Origin of the sequence: Imperialibacter sp. EC-SDR9 (genome assembly GCF_902498805.1) — a bacterium.
Classification (GTDB): Bacteria; Bacteroidota; Bacteroidia; order Cytophagales; family Cyclobacteriaceae; genus Imperialibacter.
Map to the genome: position 1 here is coordinate 354,092 of NZ_LR701574.1, position 23,156 is coordinate 377,247.

Sequence of the window (23,156 nt, forward strand, 5' to 3'; positions counted from 1 at the left end):
GGTTCTTATTTATTGGTTATTAAAAATTCAGATTTACTGATGCGATTTTGGTATCAGTGTAACCGTCGGCACCTGGGTTTCCATCGTTGCCTTTAATGCCGGTGTTGTAGTAAGGTGGCCCTCCGTTGCCACCCTTCCCCCCCTGATTGTTGATGGTGACGTTAAACGATGCCACGGAGGGATCTTTGATGATGGTAACACTGCCGCCGTTGCCGCCATTGCCACCATTACCTCCGGCCGTTTCACTTTGGCGACCCTTGCTGCCATTCATTCCCTGACCTCCTTTGGCGTTTATTATCAGGGGCGTATCGGGTGTTAGCTTATAGTGAGCAACCGTTTTGGCCTTGCTGGTATTATAGATCTCTATCTTGTTGAGGCTGGCACCTGTCTTCTTGTGCCGTACGGTCTGCACTTTGATGACCAGGTCGTCTCCATTGCCAGCATGCTGCCCATCGACGCCCTGAAAAACAGTCATATGCTGATGACGTTCGTTGCCCCAGAAACCATTTTGGTTTACCTGAACGCTCACATCATTGGTCGTATTGATGGCCAGGGACGCTTTTAACGACGGATGGTAGACGGAAGTAATCTGGAGCAAAACGACATCGTCGGTCAGCGATGAGGCGTCCACATCCACCCGTACCTCGTCGATGGTGTTACTGCAGCCTTTGTGCGCCAGCTCGAAGTCTTCCCAGGGTATTTTCCCTCCCAGGTTAGGCGTTTTGAGCATCGTGCCATCTTTCAGCGTGGCAACAACACCATATTTGATAGCTTCACTGAAGTGGGCTACTTTCGCAGGCTGCGACACGAGCTGGATCTCAATTTTGGCGACAGCTTTTTCTTCCAGCGAATTTGCCTTGCGCTCTGCTTCAGCCAACTCGGCTTTCTTGGCTTTCACATTGTCCCTGGCGCTGGTTTGGTTTTTAAAGGTGGCTGTGGCGTAGGCAGCTACCAGCTTGTTGGTGGCTCCCGGATCCAGGTTAAAATCACCTCCTTCTTTTACCAGCACATATTTGGTGGTAGCTTCCTGCTTGCCATTCCACTCGTAGTAAACGGCATAGTCATTGAGAAACGAAAGCCTGAGGTCTTTGAAGGCAAAGTAGGCAGGATAGCCGGGCACATCCGGAGCAAAGGGCTCGTCGAGAATGCCCGACCGTTTCACCAGGACCTCACTTACGTTGCCGCCCTGTTTGGTGATAACTACCGGCCATGGTTTCCCAACTTTCTCAAACTTCCCTTTCTCGCCCAGCTTGTAAACCGTGTAGTTGCCGGATTCAAAACCATTCAAAATCGTGTTTTGACTTTCCTGCGCCCGGGCGGCGGAAAAGACCATGAGGAAGAGTAGAACTACTGAGGCTTTTACAATTGTTGTTTTCCGTTCCATATTCTTTGTTTAGATGGCGGTGACTAAACAAAGATGCTTTCGTTCCTGAATGGATTTTCAAGCGAACTTCCAAAGGGCTGGTTTGAATTTCCGAAGCCGGAGAATGGTAAGATTAAGGAATGGCAGGCAGGTGAGGTAAGAACGAAAAGAAAGGCAATCAGCTGCCCTGTATTACCTCGAAAAACTCGTCTTTCTTGTCCTTGGAGATGCCGACGGTCTTTTGATTGTCCATGATGATATAGCCGCCATCCTGATTCACATATTGTTTGATATGTTTCAGATTAATGAGGTACGAGCGGTGCGGACGATAAAACTCTGCGGCTTCTTTTAATACGTCAATGAAAAACTTCATCGGCTTGCTAACCAGGATGTCTCCGCTACTTTGCGTAGAAACTTTGGTATACATTCTGTCTGCCTCGAGCATCACTATGTCATCGAATTCGACAAAGATGACACCATTGGACACAGGAAGCCCCACTTTACGAACACTGGAAGCCTTGAAGGAGTTTTTAAGCTCTTCCAGTCTCTCACTCACTCTCGATTTACCAATTTGGGTAATGGCTTTTTTTACCGCTCCTTCAACCTGCTCGTCCCGGAGCGGCTTCAGCAAGTAGCTGATGGCGTTAAGCTCGAAGGCCTTGATGGCATGCTCGCTATAGGCTGTAGTGAAAATAATTTCAAAAGTGATTTGCTCCCGGGTGAAAAAATCAAGCAACTGAATACCTGAGTATCCAGGCATTTCTATGTCGAGAAAAACAATGTCAGGTTTGAACTGATTGATAAGGCTTACTCCTTTTGGCAGACTGTCGGCATCTTCTATTTCGTTGATCTGAGGACAATTTTCCTCCAGCAAAATCCGCAAGAGATTTCTGGCTTTCTGCTCATCATCAATAATTACTGCCCTCATATACTCTTCTTTCCTCTAAAACTATGGCGTATTTCAGCTTCATCCCGCCCAAGTTTCCCAATGCCGATTTTCAACTTCCTAACTGACGAATTCCAATACGGGAATACTTAGCACCACTTTAGTGCCTATGGACTCACCGGCGTCATTATGCAGGTCATAGACGGTCTCCCCTATCGGCCTGTCTTTATTGTTGAAATTCAGCAATTCCAGTCTGTTTTTGGTAGCGCTCATACCAAACGATTGGTGATCGGGATTTCTCAGAACATTGATTTCTCCCGATTTTTTTCTGCCAATGCCGTTGTCAACTATTTCGCATTCTAATACCTGATGATCGGGATGGTAGCGGAAAGAGACAGACAACTCACGATCAGTGTTTTTGTGAAGCAGGCCATGCTTGATGGCGTTTTCCACGTAGGGCTGAACGAGAAATGTAGGAATTGTAACAAGTCCTGGATCGAGGTGCTCATCAACTTGTATCTGATAGGAAAGTGTATCTTCGAAACGCAGCTTTTCGAGCTCAAGGTAAAGATTCAACGCCTCAATTTCCTCAGCAACGGTGATTTGTTTGATCTGGCTGTGATGAAGATAAATGCGCATCAGATCGGCAAATTTCCCAAGGTATTTGCCTGCTAACTTTTTCTCGTTCATCATGATGTATTCCTGAATGGAATTGAGTGCGTTGAATATGAAGTGCGGGTTCATTTGGGAACGCAGCGCTTTGAGTTCGGAAGCCCTGTATTGCTGTTCCAGCGCTAGCCGTTTTCTCGTTTCTTCCAGTTCCAAATTGGTGAGCGCCTGTTGTTGCTTTATTTGCCGCTGCCTGTAAATCAACACGGCACCTCCAAGCAACAATATGATTAAAATGGCCAGGCCACCCAAAAAATACCTTTGCTGGGATAGCTGTAAGGCTTGTACTTCGGCAGTTTGTGTCAGCCTGGCAACTTCCTGCTCCTTGATATTTGCTTCCAACCTTGCCTGAAGCGACGACAGGCTTGCAGAATTCCTTCCGCTCACTATAGAGTCATACTTGGCCTTGTACAGCTCATATGCCTGTAGTGCCTGATTAAACTCTCCCTTCGATTTGTGAATCAGGTACTTAAGTCGATAGTGATCGATACCTGTTGGGCGAAGCTTTTCTCCCTCAGTCATACGAAGCATAGCAGAGTCGTAGACACCTAGTTTTTCATAAGCAAAGCCTTCGTTGAGTATTTGATAATAGAGAGAACGCTGCGGAAAATTATATTTCTCAATATACCTTCGGGCTTCTTTGGCCATTTGTATGCCTTTACGGTATTGGCCCTGCCGGATGATGGGCGCAGTTACAATGTCCACCATGGTGGCATACCCGTAGTTGTACCCGGCCTTGCGGGCTATTTCCATACCCAACTCACCATAGTATATCGACGAATCGAGGTTGACAGAAATGCCCCCATTATATATCCTGCACAAGGCATAACAAACTCTTACCTGCAGCTCAGCATTATTCATGGCTGTTGCTCCTGCTAAAGCAAGAGCATAATACCTGGCACAGTTTTCAAGGTCATTGTTCTGTCGCAACACCGACGCTATATCGGCGTATGCTTCAGGCAAAAGCTCGGTCAGGTCATTGTCTTTTATTTGCTGACGGGCATTGTAGAAATTCTCCAAAGCCTTGTCGTACTGCTGATTGAAAAGTAATATACGGCCTGTGGCCATGATATACCCCACCCGTATCAGGGGACTGGCACTTTCGTCCAATTTAAGCTGCTGAAGCAGACTAGCGGCGCTGTCGTAGTGGTTAAAAAGGATATAGGCGTTGACACGAGTCAGCAAAACTTCATTGACCAACTCTTTATTGCCTCCGACCAACGCCGTCAGCTGGTTAGAATAGCGGCGCAGCGAGTCAAGGTTCTCCGTCCGATAATAATTGACTATCCCCTCCAGGGCTTGCCTGTTGCCGGAGTTTTTCTTGTACGCCAAAAGCAGGCTGTCAATGGGGACAGCGTTTTGAGCGTTTGCTCCAAAACATACCAACAAGCAAATAGAAACCACCCAAGCTCTTTTCATTACTGTAATATAGATGCTCTGAAGAAGCGGAACAACATTGACATCAGGTGACGGAACTTAGTAGTCGCAAACAACTGCGCAATCATCAAGCTTACAACACTTAAGAGGTCTTTTAATCCTCTCCCACATGCATTTTATAAAACTTCCACGCCTCTCTGGCCACGTCCCGGCCCAGTTTTAGCCCTTCAATATTGTCGGACTGGATATGATACCCCCCAAGCACCCTGGAGATGCCAGCCATTTCAGCCGTTTGGGTGAATGTTGGAAACCTTAAAGTGATGGTGTCACCCAGGTTGTCGGGTTCCGTCATAGCGCCAGCCACCAAAACCGACTCCGAGCCAAATTCGTCGCTCCCTGTCCATAGCTTCAGCGCTTCAGCGCATCCTCCACTGATGGTGCTATGGCCGGATACATAACTGGGAAACGGCGGACAAAGAAAGGTTTCAGGAGAATAAGGTCGCCATTGATTGCCTGTCATTTCAATCATGCCCTTTCCCTCACCGCCCCAGGCTTTGATCTTTTGGTCATCGTAGTATTGATGCACCAACGCATAAGGCCTCGCATAGTCGTAGAATATCTTGGAATCCCAGGAAGCAATAAAGGCGTCCATGGCTACTACCTGATTGTAGAAGTACATCTTCACATCCTGGTCAAGGGTGTGATTGTCCCGTACAGACACGTCCTGAGCAAACTTCAACCAGTGCCCGGCCTGCTGCACCGACTGCGGGCCGTCCCGCATAAATTCCACAAGGGCCTTTTGCTCGTCGGTGAGGTTGGCTTGCATATCTATCACCTCCCACACCTCTTTTTCCAGTTGTTCAGACCCTACCATGGGTGGCGGTCCCGGGCGAAACTGATCACCTGACTTCAGCGCCACTGGCTTCACTTTGTCCCAAAAGGGCGTGAGGCAGCCAGGCGCATACTTCCCCCCCTTGCCGTCGGAAAAATATTTGGGTTGCCAGCGATTCGGATCCACATTCTTATCAACCGGGTTCACCGGCGCATAGCCAGTATAGTCGTAATAGGGCTGACCATCCGATCCGGCCTCTTCCGCATATTGGTTAGCGCCATCGCCTTTTCGTGCTTCGATCACTGCTTTGGCAGCCAGGTTGCCTATTCCCTCTGGTGTAGTGGCGTCCATCGATTCGTTATCGGGGTCAAGCCCCAACTCCTTCATAAAATCCCGGAACATTGTCTCGTCAGAAAAATAGTATTCATTCATGGCCCGGAAAGCTGCGTAGCTGATAGCAACCTCTTTATTTTTCAGAGTTTGTTCATCGGCAGGTCTTCGTTGAACTCCGGAAAGGTAAACAGGCGTTGCTTTTTCGTCGTACCTGGACCAGGCGTCAAAAACCGACACGAAGATCAATCCCAGGTAACGGGAGGTAATAGTAGGACGTGGCCTGAACTTTTCCGTGTCATTCGCAGTAGCCTTCAAGGCCATTTTGCCCCATTTGTAGGCGACATTATCGACACCGATTGGCTCTGGTTCTTGTTTTGAGGATGTTTGATTGTTTTGTTGGCAACCAAGTAAAAGCGCTATGAACAGGTAGAGGGTTGAAATTCTTTTCATGACTGATGGTCAGCTTCGACCGGCCAATGATGACAATGCTCATTTAGCCAGGCAAAAGCTTCAATACGTTTTGAGTAGGTATAAAGCGGCTATTTTATCGAATTTAGATCGCAATGCAAAGAAATAATAGGCCGGGATCGTTCTCGAAAGTTTATTTTTATCAAATAATGCTGTCAAGCAGCGCTTAAAGCTTTTTATTCGTCGGGCTCAATATGTATGAGTACCTGGGCAATTGCTGGAATTTGCTTCTTGAGGGCTGATTTAAGTTTATGTGATATGTCGTGCCCCTCGGTAACAGTAATTTTACCATCTACAGCAGCGTGCAGATCCACATAATATTGCATACCGGCTTTTCTGACAAAACATTTTTCTGTATCAATGACTCCATCAACAGTGTTGGCTACTTCTCTTATCTCAGCAACGACGTCATCGTATAGGTGTTCATCCATGATTTCTCCTAAAGCCGGTCGGAAAATGAGGTAACTGTTATATAAAATAAAACCAGAAGCCAACAGTGCAGCCCAATCGTCGGCTGTTTCATAACCCTCCCCAAAATAAATGGCAATGGAAATACCAATGAAAGCCATGATCGAGGTAATCGCATCGCTGCGGTGGTGCCATGCGTCAGCTTTCAAAGAGGAACTATTGGTTTCTCTCCCTCGTTTCATCACGATTTGATAGGAGGTTTCTTTCCAAAGGATGATGGCTCCCAGCACAAACAATGTCCAGGCCTTTGGAGTTTTATGTGGCGTGAGAATATGTTGGATACTTTCGTAGGCGATTACTGTCGCCGATGTAACGAGAAAGGCCACCACAATGAAGGTGATGAGAGGCTCAATCCGTCCATGACCGTAGGGATGATTGTCGTCGGCGGGCCGCTTGGCATACTTAAGGCCCAGCAGCACCAGGAACGACGAGAAGATGTCTGTTGTTGACTCTATGGCATCAGCTATCAGCGCATAGGAGTTGCCAAAAAAGCCGGCCAGCCCCTTCAGTAACGCCAGGCAGGTATTGCCAACAATGCTGAAGTAAGTGGTTCGTATGGCTTTGTCTTCGTTTGTCATTAGGTGGCCGGTAGCTGAGAACGCCTGTTATCAGAAAAGGTAAGAAATCATATAATGATGGCAATCTAGCCGATTTTCGACGCCCTGAAAAGTGTTTGTTCTACATTAGCCTTAACTTTATACGTATGCAACGTTCCGGTCATGCTGACCTTCCTCTACATTATGGTACCGTGCCACGCTGGCTGGCGGAACGCATGGCCCTGCTCGGTGGGGCGATAGTGGAAGCCATTGTGCTGGAATACGGCAAAGCCGAGGTGATCAAACGTTTGAGCGACCCTGCCTGGTTTCAATCGTTAGGGTGCGTGATGGGGATGGATTGGCATTCCTCAGGCATCACCACTTCTGTGATGGGCGCTTTAAAGAGTTCAATCAATCCTATTTCCAAAGAGTTGGGCATTTACATCTGTGGTGGCCGTGGCAAGCACAGCCGCAACACTCCCAACGAGCTGATGGTTATTGCTGGCAGAACAGGGCTAAATGGGGCCGAATTGGTGCGTAGCAGCCGACTTTCTGCCAAAGTAGACAACACAGCCATTCAGGATGGCTTCCAGATTTATCTGCACTCCTTCGTACTGACCGACACCGGAGAATGGTCTGTTATCCAGCAGGGAATGAATGATGCCACTGGCTATGCCAGAAGGTATCACTGGCATTCGTCTGAATTGAAGAGCTTTACCGAAGAACCTCATACGTTTGTATATGGCCGAAATCAGGGCCAGATACTTAACCTGACACACAAGGATGCGGCCACCTCCAAAAGTGGCATCATCGCCATTTCGAAAGAAAACCCGGACAAGATGCTAGCCGAGATCAAAAAAATCAAACTTCCCTCACATCACGATGTGCAGGCCAACGATGTAGACTTGAAAAGACTCGGCGCCGTGCTGGTATTAGCTCAGGATCTGCCAACGCATGATTTCGAAAACCTGCTTTTGCTGCAGGGTCTTGGTCCACGCACCCTGCAATCGCTGACCCTGGTAAGCGAGGTTATTCACGGCACCCCCTCCCGTTTCAGCGACCCCGCCAGGTTCAGCTTTGCCCACGGAGGAAAGGATGGGCATCCTTTTCCCGTTCCAACCAAAGTCTATGACGAAAGTATCGACGTGCTCAGAACCTCTATCGAAAAGGCCAGGCTTGGCCAAAGCGATAAACTTAAAGCTTTGAATTCGCTGACAATGGCGGCACAAGCTCTTGAAAAAGATTTTGAGCCAACAGGTAGTTTTGACGATGTGATCAAGCAGGAAAGAGAGAATAGCTGGCGCTTCGGAGGCAGAACGGTAAAGGGAAAAGCAAAACCGCCAAAAGGTTTACGGGGTGGGCAGCTGGGATTGTTTGAGTAATTAACCCGCTGTGATCTGAGAGCCCGGCACCAAGAGAACAACAAAAGCCACCGTCCCAGCTATTTCGCAGCATAGCGAAGAAATCTTATTCGAGCAGTGATCCACTCAAGCCAAAATTTCGCTCCCGCTACGCAACCCTATTCTCTTCACAGCGTCTAATGTTATTAAATATACATTTAGGGTTTTTATGCCGTCCTATTTTATATACATTTAGGACATTAAAGGCAAATGTTATGAATAACTACCAATTGGGCGAATTTGAAGAGATAGTATTGCTGACCGTAGCCATCCTGAATGATGACGCCTATGGTGTCAACATAAAGCAAGAAATTGAAATGCGGATGAAGCGCAAAGTGAGTACCGGTGCCATGCAAACTGCCCTTCGCAGAATGGAAGCCAAGGGCTACCTGGCTTCCGAGTTTGGTGAAGCCACTGCTGTGAGAGGCGGCAAAAGGAAGCGTTACTTCAAAATCACGCCCTATGGTGTAAAAGCCCTGGAGCACTATAAGGAAACTAGAATGAGCCTTTGGGACGCTATACCCGGCACAGTACTCGATTTGAAGATCTGTGGAAGATAGAAAGATAAAATATTACCCACCCACCTGGGCGGTCAACTGGCTGCTTTGGTTTTGTCATGCCGACTTTGCCGAAGACATTCTGGGCGACCTGCAGGAGGAGTATCAATTCCACGTGCCTGCCACAAGCAAGCGCCTGGCCGACTTTTGGTTTGTGCGCCAGGTGGCAGGCATGATGAGGCCTTCGCTTATGAAGCCTTTCCTCCCCTTTTTGAAACTCAACAATAAATTGGATATGATTAAAAATTACATCAAAATCGGACTGCGGAATCTCACCAAATACAAGGTGAGCACCGCCATCAACCTGCTGGGGCTCTCCACCGGCATGGCTGCCTTTATTCTCATTGCCCTGTTTGTGAAAGACGAGCTGAGCTACGACCGCAACCACGAGCATGCGGATGAGATATTCAGAATAACCATTAAGAACTTCTCCGGTGACGGCGAGACACTTTCCCGTCATTGGGCGTTTGCTTCTGCTGGCCACGGCCCTCGCATTAAGGAGGACTTCCCGCAAGTAACCCATGCGACCCGTTTCTTTCCCTGGGCTTTCCCCGATGTGGTTTACGAAGATAAGAGACTGCCAGGTGAGCAGGTGGTGTTTGCCGACCCTGACGTTTTCGATATCTTCACGTTTCCCTTCCTTCAGGGAAACAAAGAGTCTGCCTTCGCCAATGAGACGTCTATGGTTATCTCCGAAGATGTTGCCGTTAGAATCTTTGGCAATGACTGGAGAGAGCAGGACATTGTTGGCAAGAGCGTGAAAATTGAAGCAAGAGGTGCCGGGCTATCGCTCCAAATCACCGGGGTGATGGAGAATATGCCCCGTCAGCAGCACTTTCATTTCGACTACCTGGCTCCGTTTGCTATCTATGAAAATTTTGTCAACAACCCCGACGCCATGAGCAATGTGACGGGTAATTACAACTACCTGACTTATGTGAGATTGAGTGATGGCGCTTCATCTGCCGAAGTAGAAGCAGGCGGGTCGGCCTTTTTCGACAAACATATTGCTGATATAAGGGGCGTGAAGGCGCACAACTACTACGGACTGGTGCTACAGCCCCTGAAAGACATTCACCTGACGTCGAACATATCCGGAGAGATTGAGAATAACGGCAGCATGTCACAGGTAATCATCTTCTCTGTGATCGGTGTTCTCCTGATTGTAGTAGCCTGCATCAACTATATGAACCTGGCCACCTCCCGCTATACCCGAAGGATGAAGGAAATTGGCGTTCGTAAATCAATTGGCGCCTCAAGAGGTTCGTTGATCAGTCAGTTCATCACTGAATCTGTGATGCTTACTGTTATTTCATTTCCGCTGGCCGTTGGCCTGGCCGCCGTCGCCTTGCCATTTGTGAATGACTTCATGGACAAGCAGCTATCGATCAATTTCCTTCAGGATTTTCAGTTGTTCCTGAGTGTGTTTGGTCTTCTGGCTCTGGTGGCACTGTTGGCGGGTATTTACCCTGCTGTTTACCTGTCTGGCCTCGACACCATCAGGTCGCTCAAGGGCGAATCAACCTTTAAAACTGGAAAGGTAAACTTTCGCACGGTACTCGTTACATTTCAGTACGTGGTTACAATTGCCATTATCTTTTCACTAACGGTTCTTAATGCGCAAATGAGCTATATTTTTAACTCTGATCCTGGTTTTGATAAGGAGAGTGTGCTCGATGTGCCGTTGTCAAATGAGATCTTTGAAAAAAAGGAAGCGTTTAGAAACGAGTTGCTCAGCAACACTGAGATCGAGAAAGCCAGCTTCGTGTCGAGAATTCCAACCGGCGCTCTGCTCGATAGCCAGGGAGCGAGCATCTTTCTGGGCGACACGATTACACCCATCAATTTCAGGCTGCCATGCATTATGGTGGATGAAAATTTCCTCGACACGTACAGCATAGAATTGGCTGCAGGCCAGGATTTTGAGCGTTACATGGACTCCGATTCGGTCGGCTATTACATCGTCAATGAAATTGCAGCCAGGTCTTTGGGATTTTTGACTGCGGAAGACGCCATCGACAAGAGAATGACTTATGCCGGGGTAGACGGAAAAATTATTGGTGTGGTAAAGGACTTTCACTTTGAATCGCTTCACAGCGAAATTGGGCCTATGATCATGCTAAAAAATGACAATTATTACCGGCGGATATCACTGAAGATCAATCCAGTTAATATCAAGGAAACCCTCAGTTTCATAGAAACTACCTGGGCAAAGTTTGATCAAAAAAATACCATCAATTACAATTTTGTAGACGAGTCATTCGAAAACCAGTATCAGGGCGAGGAAAGGCTCAGCACTATGTTCAAGGCATTTGCAGTGCTGGCTGTGCTCATCGGGTGTCTGGGCATGTTAGGCATGGTCACCTTCATTGTTGAAAGAAAAACGAAGGAAATCGGTATAAGGAAAGTGCTGGGTGCCAAATCGCCCCACATTATCTGGCTGGTCAGTCAAAATTTCATTTGGCTGATATCAGTTGCTGCGCTGGTAGCATTGCCTCTTGGCTACTACTTTATGAGTGGCTGGCTTGACACGTTCGCTTATCAGGTGACTATTTCTCCTGTCCTTTTTGTCGTTCCTATTTTGGCGGTGGTATTGATTACCCTGCTCACTATACTTTACAGAACCATCAAGGCGGTGTATATCAATCCGGTAAAGTATTTAAGAAGTGAATAAAAAGGCTTTCCAGGTCAATAAAAAAGAGGCTGCATAAAACAGCCTCTTTTTTATTATCACGACACGTTATTCATCGAATAACCCGGTTACATCATCACTTTTTTTTTGACAGGCTGGTAGTGCTCCTTATCGGCCTGGAACCTAAACAAGTCTCTAAGTAAAGGCGATCAGTATCACCGAAGAGAAACTTAAGGCCGGGCTTTCCTAAGTTTGACAAGGTATTCTAAGCGGGTAGATTGAATAAGGCGTAAGACCACCACTACTCCCCCAACAACGTCACTCCACTCAGGTCTGCTTTCCCGTTTTTCAAAAAGGCATAGGTCAATTTGTCTGCCTGGCAGTCAATAAACCGAACCTGCTTCAATTTCTTGTTATTCTTAAAAAAAGTGTTCACCAGGGTTGCACGCTGAAATGTCACTCTTGTAAATGTGCAGCTTTCAAAAAAACAACCGTCTATTTTGCCTTCAAAAACCAAGTCAGCAAGCAGACTGCCAATAAACGAGGTGCGGCTCCACACAACATTGGCAATTTTATTGTTCCCGAAACCACCCGATTTAAACTCCACACCAGTAAAATCGGCACAAGTAAAGTCGCCGCTTTCGATATGACTTTTTAAAAATTCAACTTCGTTTAGCGAACAGTCCCTGAATATATTGTTGGTCAAGTGAGAACGTTGAATGTGACTGTTAGTAATGTCAGAATTTGAAAAGTCACAGTCACTCACATTGTTGCTATTGAGAAGAAGTCCTGACAAATTTGAGCCGACAAACAGACAGCGTTGTATGTTGGATGCGCTGAACTTCTCTTGCAGATTTTTGAGACCGGAAAAGTCAACATCCAGCCAGTTCCCATACGACATATCCCAGTTAAGACTTTTTCTTGCGCTGGTGCCTGATTCTCCAGCCAGTACGTTCTGTTTTTCTGATGCAGATTTGTCTCCATTTGTGCCGCTAGTAGAGAAGCTTTCTGAAAAATAATTGAGGTCAACTCCTACTATTTTGGCAAGCTTGTCAAGAGTAATAATATCCGGGATAGATTCTCCCCGTTCCCATTTGCCAACTGCCTGCGGGCTAATAAAGAGCTGCTGCGCCAGCTGCGCCTGAGAGACATTGAGTTTCTTTCTTGCATCGGCAATTTTGCTACCAATCATCTTTGTTTCCATATGTGTCATCTTTATTGTTTTCGACACGACAAAGGTATTTCAACTCATTTCCCGGATCATCAATTAACTCAATCCTTATAGTTGTAATTACGCTAATTTTGGTTGCTTTTTGACAACTGATGGTTGTATTTGTGTGTGAGTTAGGGTAACCCCCTTTAATCGGCACCTTCTGCCGCCGACTTATTTCGTTTGTCCCAATATCCAATCGGATACCTCCGTCAGGGCCATTGGAGAAAAGGTTTGCTCTATGACGGCGTATTCGGCCAGGGTGCCTGTTTTGCTTTCCTGAAACAGATGATTCAAGCCTGGCAACTCCTTGATCGTCGCCTTCTTATTTCCCCCTTTGGTTAATGCTTTTTTAATGGCTTCAAGGTTCTCCTTTGGTGGCACCTGCAAGTCGTTTTCTCCATTGAGCGCCAAAACGGGGCATTTTACCTTTTCCAGGGCCGGTACCGGATCATACTTGATGAAATACTGCATCCATGGACTTACCAGCTGGCTCACCTGCAAGTTCACAAAGTCATCCACATTCATGCCCTGCGGCAATGCGGCAGTTCCATCTTCTCTCAGAGCAATGCTGAGGTAGTTCGTCAGGTCCGTTCTTAGCTGTTCGGGGTCGGTTGACTTCACCACCATTTCAAATGCTTTTTTGCTGATTGACTGGTTCTTCTGCAAAACGTCGTCGCTAAGCCCCGATGCTTTCCCGATCAGTTGCTGTTGCTCTAAAAGCAGCTGGTCGCCGGGGATGCCAGTTCCAGCCAATAGTACGATGAAAGCAACGTCTTTGAAGCGGGCAGCTACCATTGGTGCTATGAGCCCTCCTTCGCTGTGACCAATCAGCCCTATTTTACGCTTATCTATTTCCTTTCGTGTTCGCAAATAGTCGATAGCTGCTTCCACATCCGTTGCGAAGTCTGCACTGGTAGCGGTCTTGAAATCCCCTTCTGACGAGGCAGTTCCTCTATCGTCAAAACGCAGCACGGCAACCCCGTTTCTCGTTAAATAATCGGATAGAACAAGGAATGGTTTATGCCCCGCCAGCTCCTCATCTCTATTTTGCGGACCACTGCCACTAATTAAAATGGCCACCGGGAACACCCCAGTCTCCCTGGGTAAGGTCAATGTTCCTGCCAGGAAAATGCCCGCTTTCTTATTCTCAAATGTAATGTCCTCGGAGTGGTAGGGATAGGGCTTTGTCGGCTCCTGCGGCCTAACAACCCTTTCCTTTTCAACGATATCCTTTGATAGATTCATGGGGAAAGATTGACCAGCTTGCTTGAAGTTGCCAACCACAACGCCGTCGTTGCCCAACACGCCTTCATACACAATTCCAGCATTTGCGACGGTAAGTTTCAAAGTGGCATTTTCAAAACTTGTGGTGGTAACGGGTATTCCTCTGGCCCCCTGGTCGGGGCTGTCCATTGTGGATCGGTAGACATTTTCAACTCTACTAATGTTGAAAACAACTCGCAATTGTATCCCCTGCACCTTCAGAATGCCGTTCCATTGCCCTGTTATGTCTTGTCCATGCGTTGACACAGCTGTCAGGACTATCAATAGCATTGTGATCAGGCTTTTCATCTTCCGGTTTTTAAGGTACTGGTTGAAAGTAGAGATATGAATGGGGTTCTTTTTCGTAGTGATTTTGGTAGGTAATAATAATGAAATATTTAGAGAGCATGATTGTTTTTGATCAACGAACAAAGAACAAACATTTCCCGCCTGTTCTTAGTAGTGAAGATTCCATTCCACAGGTCTTTAGTTTACCTCGAACAACCGCCCAGACGACCGAACCCTGTGTCACAGTCATTCCGTAGTGAAACGGAGGAATCTTCTACAGCCGTGTAAGTACTTGCTTTTGATTTGAAATCGAGTCACCGATTCAGTTTCCGTAATCTCTTACTGCTCGCACAGGATTTCTCCGCTCCGCTGCGAAATGGCTTCGCTGAGTGATGATCAGGCTTCGAATCGAAACCGTCGTATCCCGGCAGCCTCGCATTCGAAAGACTGCCAGGCGATCCATCACCAGTATTGTTGTCATTCCGACGGCCACAGTTATCCTCGAATAGCCTTCCAGACGGTCGAACCCTGTGTCACAGCCATTCCGCAGTGAAACGGAGGAATCTTCTACAGTCCCGTAAGTCATTTTTTTAGTGGAATCAGGCCATCGATTCAGACTCCATACGATTTTATTGCTCGCATAGGATTTCTCCGCTGCGCTGCGAAATAGCTTTGCTGAGTGATGATTCACACTCGAATCGAAACTATCTTAACCAAGCGAAGCGGTGAATAATCTTTTGCCAAGCAAAGACCCAATCAACAACTTCTTAAATACAGGGTTAAAGGTTATTTTTAAACTATGAGTAACTACTTCACCTACATCCTTACCAATTCAACGAAAAAGGTGCTCTATGTTGGAATGACTAACGACCTTGAACAAAGACTAGTCGAGCACTTTCTGAATAGGGGAAAACCTGAAACGTTTGCAGGGAGGTACTACTGTTACTATTTGCTTTATTACGAAAGGTTTACGTTGCCAGGCCATGCATTGGAGAGAGAAAAGGAGATCAAGGATTGGAATAGGAAACGAAAAGAGGGGCTAATCAATTCACTTAACCCTGAGTGGAAATTCCTAAATAGCGAGATTATGCTATGGCCACCTGATCCTGAAACTACAGCGAGGTAGTCGTTCTCCGTGTATAGAACCCCGTTCCATATCTCTTTCAATATGCATAGGATTTCTTCGCTCCGCTGCGAAATAGCTTCGCTGAGTGATGATTGGGCTTCAAGATCAGGAAAAAGTGAGGTGACCAATGAACAGTCACCTAAACTCGCCATGGAACACCGCCGTCCGGTAACAGCCATTCCGCAGTGAAACGGAGGAATCTTCTACAGCCTTGCAAGTCCTTGTTTTTGAAGTGGAATCCGGTCATTGATTCAGACACCGTACGCTTTTACTGCTCGCATATGATTTCTCCGCTCCGCTGCGAAATGGCTTCGCTGAGTGATGATCAGGCTTCGAATCATAAACCGTCGTATCCCAGCAGCCTCGCATTCGAAAGACTGCCAGGCGATCCATCACAAGTGTTGCAGCTATTCCAACAGCCGAAGTTTCCTCGAATAGCCGTCCAAACGACCGAACCCTGTGTCACAGCCATTCCGCAGTGAAACGGAGGAATCTTCTACAGCCTTGCAAGCCCTTGTTTTTGAAATGAAATCGGGTCACCGATTCAGTTTCCGTACTCTCTTGCTGCTCGCATAGGATTTCTCCGCTCTGCTGCGAAAAGGCTTCGCTTAGTGATGATTCAGCTTCGAAATTTGGAATGTTCCACCACTTAAAACCCAAGCCGTCCCATCAATTACGAGGTTACTCTTGTGGTGCTGGCTAGAGTAACCCCTTAGTCGCCAAGTTCGTCTGATCAGACACCTCTCTTTCTACACCTACATCCTCGGCACCCACAACCCCATAGTAGCTGCTACTATGCCCAGGGCAGTGCCTATAGTGATCAAAAAAACCAGGCCGGAAAACGCCCATTTTGTTGCGGACACCTGTGACTTTTTAGCCAAAAAATAGAAAGCGACAATGGCTTGAGGAAAGACATAGACCATAAAGCCAAGAAAGTTCAAGAATGGCCCGGTGAAAGTTTCGGGGTCAAAACCAACAGGTGCTCTCCATGCCATGATCCACAACATCAGGAATACCCGGAACAGCCAAACGCCGCTCATGGCCAGGAATAAATGCACTGCCCATTGATTGTGTGAAGCGATGTTCCGGCGAATAGCATTTTTTACTGCGAAGAAGGCACAAATCATAATAATCACCGCATTCATGGTGATAACCACCGAACCTTCCAGCCCCCCAACGGATCCTTTTATCCAGCTGAGGTAAAGGCCTGCCAGGCTGATGAGGAAGGCCGAAAAGATGTAGATACGTCCACTGATCCTGTGAAAGCTGGGCGCATAGTTGCGAACCTGTGGAACGAGCTGCATAGGACCCAAAATCGTGATGATGGCTGCCAGGGCTACATGTAAGCCAAAGATGGTATTACCCAGCAGGTCGCCCTTGACATAGAAGTGTGAAGAGGCCGCATTCCACCTTTCAAAGTCGCCGAGAGCCGCCGACTTCCAGTAGAGCATGAGCACGTAACAGGCAAAGATCATTTGCCCTATTACTGCCACTACAAACCATGACTTTGTGGCAAGATCCACAGCCTTCGTTGCTACGGAATGATTCTGTACTTTCATATTGAGTTTTTTTGACCAGACAATAATAGCTGACCAAAAAGCAAGCACACTTAACAATTGTTAGGAAAGCAACTCCCGCCTGATGCGACTCAGGCTCTCGGGCTTGATGCCCAGGTAAGAGGAGATGTATTTGAGCGGGATGTTTTTTGAAATGTTTGGCTTTTCGTCAACCAGCTTGAGGTAGCGCTGCTCGGCGCTGAGGGTAGCAAGGTCAGTCGTTCTTTGCTTGTCCTCTTCCATGAGCTTCTGAAAAAGTAATAAAGCGTAGTCTTTTGCGGTCAAACCAGTGGCCACCGTGATGTCAAAACCTTCCTTGGTGATTCTAAGCAGCTCGCAGTCGGTAATACAGTGGAGGTTTTCGTTCGAAACTGTCTGGTTAGCAAAATGGAAATAAGAAGTAAAGAATCTTGGGCCGTGGTTTAGGTCAACCGTTACTTCTTCTCCTTTTTCATCAACCTGGAAGTTCCTCATATAGCCCGACACGATGAAGTTGTGGTATTTGGGCACTTTTCCAGCTTCTTCAAGTATGGTATCTTTTGGCACCCAAAGCGGGGTAAAATACTGTCTGCATTGCTCCTTGTCACTTTCAGGCATGGTAAGAATCTGTTCCACATAACTAAAAAATGTTTCGAAGTAGTGGTTCATTGTGCGTGAGAGTTAACCGGAGGGACAATATAAGAGATATCCCTTTAATAATTGAAGAGTGCAAGACAATGACCAACTGAGAAGGGTTGTCTGACTGCCGCTCTTACCCTGTGCGAGGGAATTTTCCTTCTGGCAGAAGCTTTTTCTCTGTCAACCTGCGGACTACGAAATGGCTTCGCTGCACACTGATTTGATCCCGAAACCGGAAAAGGTTAAACAGTACGATGTCTCTGTTTTAAAAAAATAGGAGCCGCAGAGCTGAATTGCGAAGTTGCAATTGTGGTTAGCATGGCACAAATAAGAACAGCCGGTCTCCCAATGCAGACCGGCCATCCTCCCTGCGAACTATTATAACTTATAGAATACGCCAAATCCCAACATGCCCTGGTCTGCATTGCCCAGGATATATTTGATCTCAAAGAATCCGTCAATCTTGCTTGTGAAGGAATAAGCCAGGCCCCCACCCATGTTCAGACCTACTTCTGTGTTGGTCGTTTTGGTGTCATTGACTTTTACTTTTCCGGTTGTGAAGTTTATCCCCACCAAAGGATAGAGTTTGACTCCCCCTCCTGGTGTGAAATTGTAGTGGCCGTCTACGTCGAACATCCAGATATTCGATTTTACCTTGTTTCCTGCACCATCGTTGTAGGAATCCGGAAAGAACAACCCAAAACCTCCTGCTAGATCTATTTTCGGCGTGAGGCCCACCCTGGCTCCAAGTAGCACCCCTAATTTTTCACTTTGCATGGCGTACCCAAGACCCCCTTTCAGGCTTACATCCTGGGCTTTTACTTGCAGAAAACAAAGAGCACCAAAAAACGATAGAATGATAAATTTTCTCATAATGCTGGTTAGTTAAAATTAAAATGAACTGATTATTAAACGCCCGAATAAAAGCAAAATAAATCAGTTTTGCTTATCAAAATTGATGGATACAGCATTTGAAAAGAAGGTAGTTAAATTATGACTTCGGCTTAGGCCCCACTACTCAAAAAGGTTGGTAAGTAAGCAGATAAGTATCAGCGATGTCCTCGTTGCTTCGCTGCAGCTGTAATACAAGCGATTGCTCCTTTAGCTCAATGATGTCATATACAGTGATGGCGGGGCCGTTGGTAAGAATGAGCTGACTCCCTCCTTTGCAAATACACCAGGTTCCCTTCTCATACACCTGTGGGCTTTCGGGTCGGGCTTTGACTGGCCCCTCGTCGAAGACATAGGTGCCTTTCGCATCAAAGATGGCTACGTCATCAAGATCAGATGGATTGAATTGGCCGGTAACGTCTTTGAAATCTTTTGTGTTCGGCATTGCGCCATCGGATAACCTCCTTGCCTCTATGCTTACCTCCTGCCACCTTTTGTTGGCAAGCAACAGTGCCTGTTGAGTAAGGCGAAATTTACATGGAGGCGTATTTCTGGTCAGCAGCGTTCTATTGCAAGAACTAAAGGCTAACAGCAGAAGGACAAGCGCCGGAAATCTATTCATACATGAGGAAGCACGGTGGTGACTCCTCAAAACTAAAAATATAGTTATATATAAACTAATGTTTTAGTTAAAAATTAGTGTGCTGTCAAAGTTGTCTCGTTTCAGCCTCTTTTGGAAAATGGCTTTTGAACCGCCTGTAAAACCAAAACATGAGGACTGCGCCCATCCCACCCCAAAGAATGAAGCCAACCCAATTGTCGGAATCGGCTTCTCCGGCTACGATATACGCTTCGGGAACTGTGGGGTTCACAAGAAGGCTGAGGGTATCTCCTGTGTGAACTTCAGACGGATCGTCTGTACTGCCTTTGAAAATAATGCGGGTAAATTGACGGGCAGTATCGATAACCGTCATTTGGGGATGTTCAAAACTTATGATGGGTGTAATCTCAAGATAGTCTCTGAATTTACCATTGCTGCTTCTTTCACGTTTTTCAACCACGCTCTCCCCTATCACATCGGCTTTTATGGGCAGGCCATAGTCGTATAAAGTCTCACCTTCCAGCAGGTACTGACAAGTCGACTGGTACAAGACTGCCAGCCCCAGTAGACCAATACATATCGTCAATATAAATCCGAATCCCGTTTTTATCTGTATAAAATTTACTTTTTAGAGGCCAGATCGGTCGCTCGGCGAACCGCCGCCGAAGCGGGAATAGCCTGTACCATTACGGAATAGATCGTAGTCTGTTGACTGGTTATTCATCGTTCCACGCCGGTCCGTTGGGTAGGGTATTCCTTATGGCTATTTCATGGTTTCAAAATACCCTTTTCGAATCAGTAATAAAATATTGGTTTGATAAAGAGGACAGGGAGAGCCTTGCAATTGTAAAATTTTGTCAAGTCTCCATTTAAGAAACAAATAAGTCTTTATATTTGGTCTCCAATTAGAACACTAATACTATGAAGGGAACGCAGCTCGGTGAATTACAAGAGGTTATACTTCTTTCGATACTGATACTTGATGAAGATGCTTATGGACTGAAAATTCAGCAGGACATCAGTGAAAGACTCAACAGGCGTTTGAGCCGGGGCGCATTGCACACAGCTCTCACACGATTGAGCGAAAAAGGGTTTGTTACCTCCCACTATGGCGGTGCTACACAAGAACGTGGCGGTCGGCGCAAGCGCTACTATGCGCTTACTGTGAGTGGCAAAGCCAGCCTCAGGGAAATGAAAACCCTCAGAGACGAAATGTGGAGCCTTGTCCCTTCAACACAACTGTTATGAGTCATCCGCACTTACCCAAGTTTTGGTCCCGGCTGCTACAATGGTTTTGTAGGGAAGAACTGTTCGAAGAGCTTCAGGGAGACCTGGAAGAGGCTTTTGGAGAAAACATTGAAAGCTTTGGTTTGAAGCGAGCACGAAGAATTTACCGGCTAGAGATACTAAAGCTGATGCGTCCATCTGTAATCAAAAACGTACCTGCCGTGAGGATCAGTCAGTTGACAGGAAATTACCTTATTACTTCCATTCGGGCCTTCAAGCACAACCCATTCTATATAGGAGCCAATATCCTGGGTATGGCCCTTGCGCTTTCCATCGGCACCATCGGGTATTTCAACTATCGGTTCAACGATACTTTCAACGAATATTTCCCTGAGGCAACATCCCTTTATAAAGTCAACGGACTGCGCACTGGTGAATCAACCGTAGGTACCAGTCCGGCAGCCCTTGCCCCTGCCCTGAACCTCGCCGGCATAACAGCCTTTCGCTATCACGACGAGCGCATAGCTGTGAAGCTTGAGAACCAGGCTGGCACCGGAAGCGGACATAAGCTGTTCATGGAAGGCTTGTCCTTTACCGACCCCGGCTTCATTCGCTACTTTGATTTAGCAAACCTCAACAGCCAACCACTCCCTGCCCTGAGCCATGGTGAAGTGTATGTATCGGATGAAACTGCGATGAAATTCTTTGGCGACCCCTACCCCGTTGGCAAACTGCTGACGGTTATATTGCCAAATCATCAGGAACGGCTATTAACCGTGAAAGATGTTTTCCCAAAGCTCCCTAACAATACGAGCTTCAGGCTGTCTATCATTGCCGACTTTGAGCACTTATCAGACTTTTATGGAATGGATGAAAATAGCTGGTCCAATTGGGTAGATGGCACGTTTATTTACGCACCTGAAGGCGATATGACCAGGGCGGTGTCACAAATGAATACTTACCTTAATGTTCAGAACCAAGCGAATAAGGACTTACAAATCAGCAGCTACAGACTCGACAATATACTGGAGTGGCCAGCCCTAGAGGCATCGTTGCACAATTCTGCTTTTGTACCGCAAATGCATCCGGCAGCAGTAGCTGGTACATTGGGTTCTGCCATTGGTATTTTGCTTTTGGCCTGCTTCAATTTTATCAACACCAGTATTGCGCTATCGGGCAACCGCCTCAAAGAGATCGCTGTGCGAAAAGTGCTGGGAGGAAATAGAACGAGCACAATTGCTCAGTTCATTCTGGAAAACTTCCTGATGATAGGGATAGCTGTGGTGATTGCGCTGGCCCTTACCTACTACATGATTCCAGGCTACAATGCCATGATGAGCTACGAGATCATTCAACCTGATCAGATTCCATGGACCACTTTTGTATACTTTGGTTTGGTACTGGTGTTGTGTGTCGGGCTGATGGCAAGTGCCTATCCTGCTTTCTACATTTCAAAGTTTCCCTCGCTTGCCATCTTCAGAAACAAAGTAGTGCTTTCTGGTAAGAATAGGCTGATGACGGTACTGCTTACAATGCAGTTTACGCTCTGCTTCTACAATATATTTGGCCTGCTGGTCACCGCCGACAACGCATCGTATCAGGAAAGGCTCGATAGAGGCTATGACCTTGGGGGAGTGATCAATATTCCTTTGAGTCAACCCCAACAGTACACTGCATTAGAAGATCGCCTGAAACAGCAAACTGATGTCAGGCAAACGGCTGGTACGAGCTCGCTGATTGGGTTCAGCTTTAATAACCACTCAATTGGTTTCAATGGTCAGGAATATGAAGTCGCCGAACTGGGTGTAGGTGCCGGGTACCTTGAAACACTGCAAGTAAGGCTCATCAATGGCTCAATGTTTTCGCAGAGTGAGACCAACACAGGCGAGGCCAGGAAAGAAGTGGTAATCAACAAAATGCTTGAAGAGCAGCTGGGAGGCGATGCGCTCAACAAGCCGGTCACATTTAATGGGGAGAAATACACTGTGATTGGCGTAGTGGAGAACTTCAATCTGCGCCAAATCATGTTCGACAACAAGGTAAAGCCTTGTATGGTGCGCCTTGAAGCTCCTTCAAGTTACAGCTATGCCACACTGAAAGTGGATGGATTGACAACAGACAAAAACAGGGAATTGGAAGCCCTATGGTATGAGCTGTTTCCACAGGAGCTCTACGGTGGGTTTCTTCAGGAAGACGTTATGCAGCAGGTGAGGCAAACCAACTTTATCATGATCAATATCAGCACGATAGTGGCCACTATTTCCATTCTTATATCGATTCTTGGGCTCTACACGCTCATTTCACTTATCGCACAAAAGCGAAAGAAGGAGTTTGGTGTTCGGAAAGTGATGGGCGCCTCGTGGCAGCAGATCACCCACCTGCTGGGAAGGGACATCTATTGGATCCTTGGTATCGCCGCCCTCATTGGCCTTACCGGCGGGTCAGTGGTGATGAACGCTGTTTTTGATAGTATCTATGCCTACCATATCGACATTGACCTTCTCCACTATGTTTGGCCAACCATGATCATTCTTGGGATTGTTGTAAGTGCTTTGGGCTACAAAATGATGCAAACCAGTAAGTTGAATCCTGTGGAGCAGTTGCGAACTGAGTAAGATGGCTTCGAATAAATTAACCCAGAATTGTCATTAGGGCTTAATTTCTAATGGCCGCCATTAGGGTTTTTAGGTTTTAAATCACTGATTATCAATGCTATGAGTTGTTTTTTTTTTCGACCACAATTGCACGATTTTCCGTGTCATTTTAACTTACATGGCAGATGGACTTAAAACTGGCCTTTACTGACAAAGAAATCACCCCCTGGAGTGGGATGGTTTTCATGAAAAAACTGC

General features: G+C 46.7%; 20 protein-coding genes. 7 read left to right on the plus strand and 13 right to left on the minus strand.

What is annotated here, in order from left to right; all coding sequences use genetic code 11:
* Positions 1 to 19 precede the first annotated feature (19 nt).
* The 5 genes from GC130_RS02790 to GC130_RS02810 form a co-directional block, all read right to left on the minus strand.
* A complete protein-coding gene (locus tag GC130_RS02790) occupies positions 20 to 1,384 on the minus strand; it encodes a hypothetical protein (protein WP_151996732.1) in 1,365 nt (454 codons plus the stop codon).
* Positions 1,385 to 1,541: 157 nt separating this feature from the next.
* Complete coding sequence (locus GC130_RS02795; protein WP_151996733.1) at positions 1,542 to 2,291, minus strand: LytTR family DNA-binding domain-containing protein; 750 nt, start codon at positions 2,289 to 2,291, stop codon at positions 1,542 to 1,544.
* A 78-nt stretch (positions 2,292 to 2,369) separates the two neighbouring features.
* Complete coding sequence (locus GC130_RS02800) at positions 2,370 to 4,337, minus strand: histidine kinase (protein WP_151996734.1); 1,968 nt, start codon at positions 4,335 to 4,337, stop codon at positions 2,370 to 2,372.
* Between the two features lie 112 nt (positions 4,338 to 4,449).
* Positions 4,450 to 5,910, minus strand: coding sequence for a vanadium-dependent haloperoxidase (locus GC130_RS02805; protein ID WP_151996735.1), 1,461 nt, complete (start codon positions 5,908 to 5,910; stop codon positions 4,450 to 4,452).
* Positions 5,911 to 6,104: 194 nt separating this feature from the next.
* Positions 6,105 to 6,974, minus strand: a complete 870-nt coding sequence (locus GC130_RS02810) for a cation diffusion facilitator family transporter (RefSeq protein WP_151996736.1) — start codon at positions 6,972 to 6,974, stop codon at positions 6,105 to 6,107.
* Positions 6,975 to 7,099: 125 nt separating this feature from the next.
* On the opposite strand from GC130_RS02810, the gene GC130_RS02815 reads away from it, so the two are divergent.
* The 3 genes from GC130_RS02815 to GC130_RS02825 all read left to right on the plus strand — a co-directional run bounded on the left by GC130_RS02815 (position 7,100) and on the right by GC130_RS02825 (position 11,563).
* Positions 7,100 to 8,314: a DUF763 domain-containing protein gene (locus tag GC130_RS02815; RefSeq protein ID WP_151996737.1), complete on the plus strand. Its 1,215-nt coding sequence runs from the start codon at positions 7,100 to 7,102 to the stop codon at positions 8,312 to 8,314.
* A gap of 233 nt (positions 8,315 to 8,547) precedes the next feature.
* Positions 8,548 to 8,892: a PadR family transcriptional regulator gene (locus tag GC130_RS02820; protein WP_151996738.1), complete on the plus strand. Its 345-nt coding sequence runs from the start codon at positions 8,548 to 8,550 to the stop codon at positions 8,890 to 8,892.
* Positions 8,882 to 11,563, plus strand: coding sequence for an FtsX-like permease family protein (locus GC130_RS02825; RefSeq protein ID WP_151996739.1), 2,682 nt, complete (start codon positions 8,882 to 8,884; stop codon positions 11,561 to 11,563). The genes GC130_RS02820 and GC130_RS02825 overlap by 11 nt, the downstream gene beginning before the upstream one ends.
* Before the next feature lie 259 nt (positions 11,564 to 11,822).
* Here the strand turns inward: GC130_RS02825 and GC130_RS02830 are convergent, their stop codons facing one another.
* The 3 genes from GC130_RS02830 to GC130_RS02840 all read right to left on the minus strand — a co-directional run bounded on the left by GC130_RS02830 (position 11,823) and on the right by GC130_RS02840 (position 14,871).
* Positions 11,823 to 12,725, minus strand: coding sequence for a pentapeptide repeat-containing protein (locus GC130_RS02830; RefSeq protein ID WP_151996740.1), 903 nt, complete (start codon positions 12,723 to 12,725; stop codon positions 11,823 to 11,825).
* Positions 12,726 to 12,905: 180 nt separating this feature from the next.
* Positions 12,906 to 14,306 carry a S9 family peptidase gene (locus tag GC130_RS02835; protein ID WP_151996741.1) on the minus strand — a complete coding sequence of 467 codons (1,401 nt, stop codon included), beginning with the start codon at positions 14,304 to 14,306 and terminating at the stop codon, positions 12,906 to 12,908.
* A gap of 301 nt (positions 14,307 to 14,607) precedes the next feature.
* Complete coding sequence (locus GC130_RS02840; RefSeq protein ID WP_151996742.1) at positions 14,608 to 14,871, minus strand: hypothetical protein; 264 nt, start codon at positions 14,869 to 14,871, stop codon at positions 14,608 to 14,610.
* A gap of 213 nt (positions 14,872 to 15,084) precedes the next feature.
* On the opposite strand from GC130_RS02840, the gene GC130_RS02845 reads away from it, so the two are divergent.
* Positions 15,085 to 15,411 (plus strand): GIY-YIG nuclease family protein, encoded by a 327-nt coding sequence (locus tag GC130_RS02845; protein WP_151996743.1) that lies wholly within the window; start codon positions 15,085 to 15,087, stop codon positions 15,409 to 15,411.
* Positions 15,412 to 15,453: 42 nt separating this feature from the next.
* Positions 15,454 to 15,600: a hypothetical protein gene (locus GC130_RS28520; protein WP_193217743.1), complete on the plus strand. Its 147-nt coding sequence runs from the start codon at positions 15,454 to 15,456 to the stop codon at positions 15,598 to 15,600.
* Between the two features lie 566 nt (positions 15,601 to 16,166).
* On the opposite strand, the gene GC130_RS02850 is transcribed toward GC130_RS28520, so the two are convergent.
* From GC130_RS02850 to GC130_RS02870, 5 genes are all read right to left on the minus strand, one after another.
* Positions 16,167 to 16,970 carry a DUF2306 domain-containing protein gene (locus GC130_RS02850; RefSeq protein WP_151996744.1) on the minus strand — a complete coding sequence of 268 codons (804 nt, stop codon included), beginning with the start codon at positions 16,968 to 16,970 and terminating at the stop codon, positions 16,167 to 16,169.
* A 60-nt stretch (positions 16,971 to 17,030) separates the two neighbouring features.
* Entirely contained in the window at positions 17,031 to 17,615 is a 585-nt protein-coding gene (locus GC130_RS02855) for a Crp/Fnr family transcriptional regulator (RefSeq protein WP_151996745.1), read from the minus strand.
* A gap of 348 nt (positions 17,616 to 17,963) precedes the next feature.
* Positions 17,964 to 18,458 (minus strand): outer membrane beta-barrel protein, encoded by a 495-nt coding sequence (locus tag GC130_RS02860; protein ID WP_151996746.1) that lies wholly within the window; start codon positions 18,456 to 18,458, stop codon positions 17,964 to 17,966.
* Positions 18,459 to 18,603: 145 nt separating this feature from the next.
* Positions 18,604 to 19,098: a hypothetical protein gene (locus tag GC130_RS02865; protein WP_151996747.1), complete on the minus strand. Its 495-nt coding sequence runs from the start codon at positions 19,096 to 19,098 to the stop codon at positions 18,604 to 18,606.
* Positions 19,099 to 19,183: 85 nt separating this feature from the next.
* Positions 19,184 to 19,663: a hypothetical protein gene (locus GC130_RS02870; protein ID WP_151996748.1), complete on the minus strand. Its 480-nt coding sequence runs from the start codon at positions 19,661 to 19,663 to the stop codon at positions 19,184 to 19,186.
* A gap of 335 nt (positions 19,664 to 19,998) precedes the next feature.
* Between GC130_RS02870 and GC130_RS02875 the strand changes: the two genes are divergently transcribed.
* A complete protein-coding gene (locus GC130_RS02875) occupies positions 19,999 to 20,325 on the plus strand; it encodes a PadR family transcriptional regulator (RefSeq protein WP_151996749.1) in 327 nt (108 codons plus the stop codon).
* Complete coding sequence (locus GC130_RS02880) at positions 20,322 to 22,919, plus strand: FtsX-like permease family protein (RefSeq protein ID WP_151996750.1); 2,598 nt, start codon at positions 20,322 to 20,324, stop codon at positions 22,917 to 22,919. Before GC130_RS02875 ends, GC130_RS02880 begins: the two co-directional genes overlap by 4 nt.
* Positions 22,920 to 23,156 lie beyond the last annotated feature (237 nt).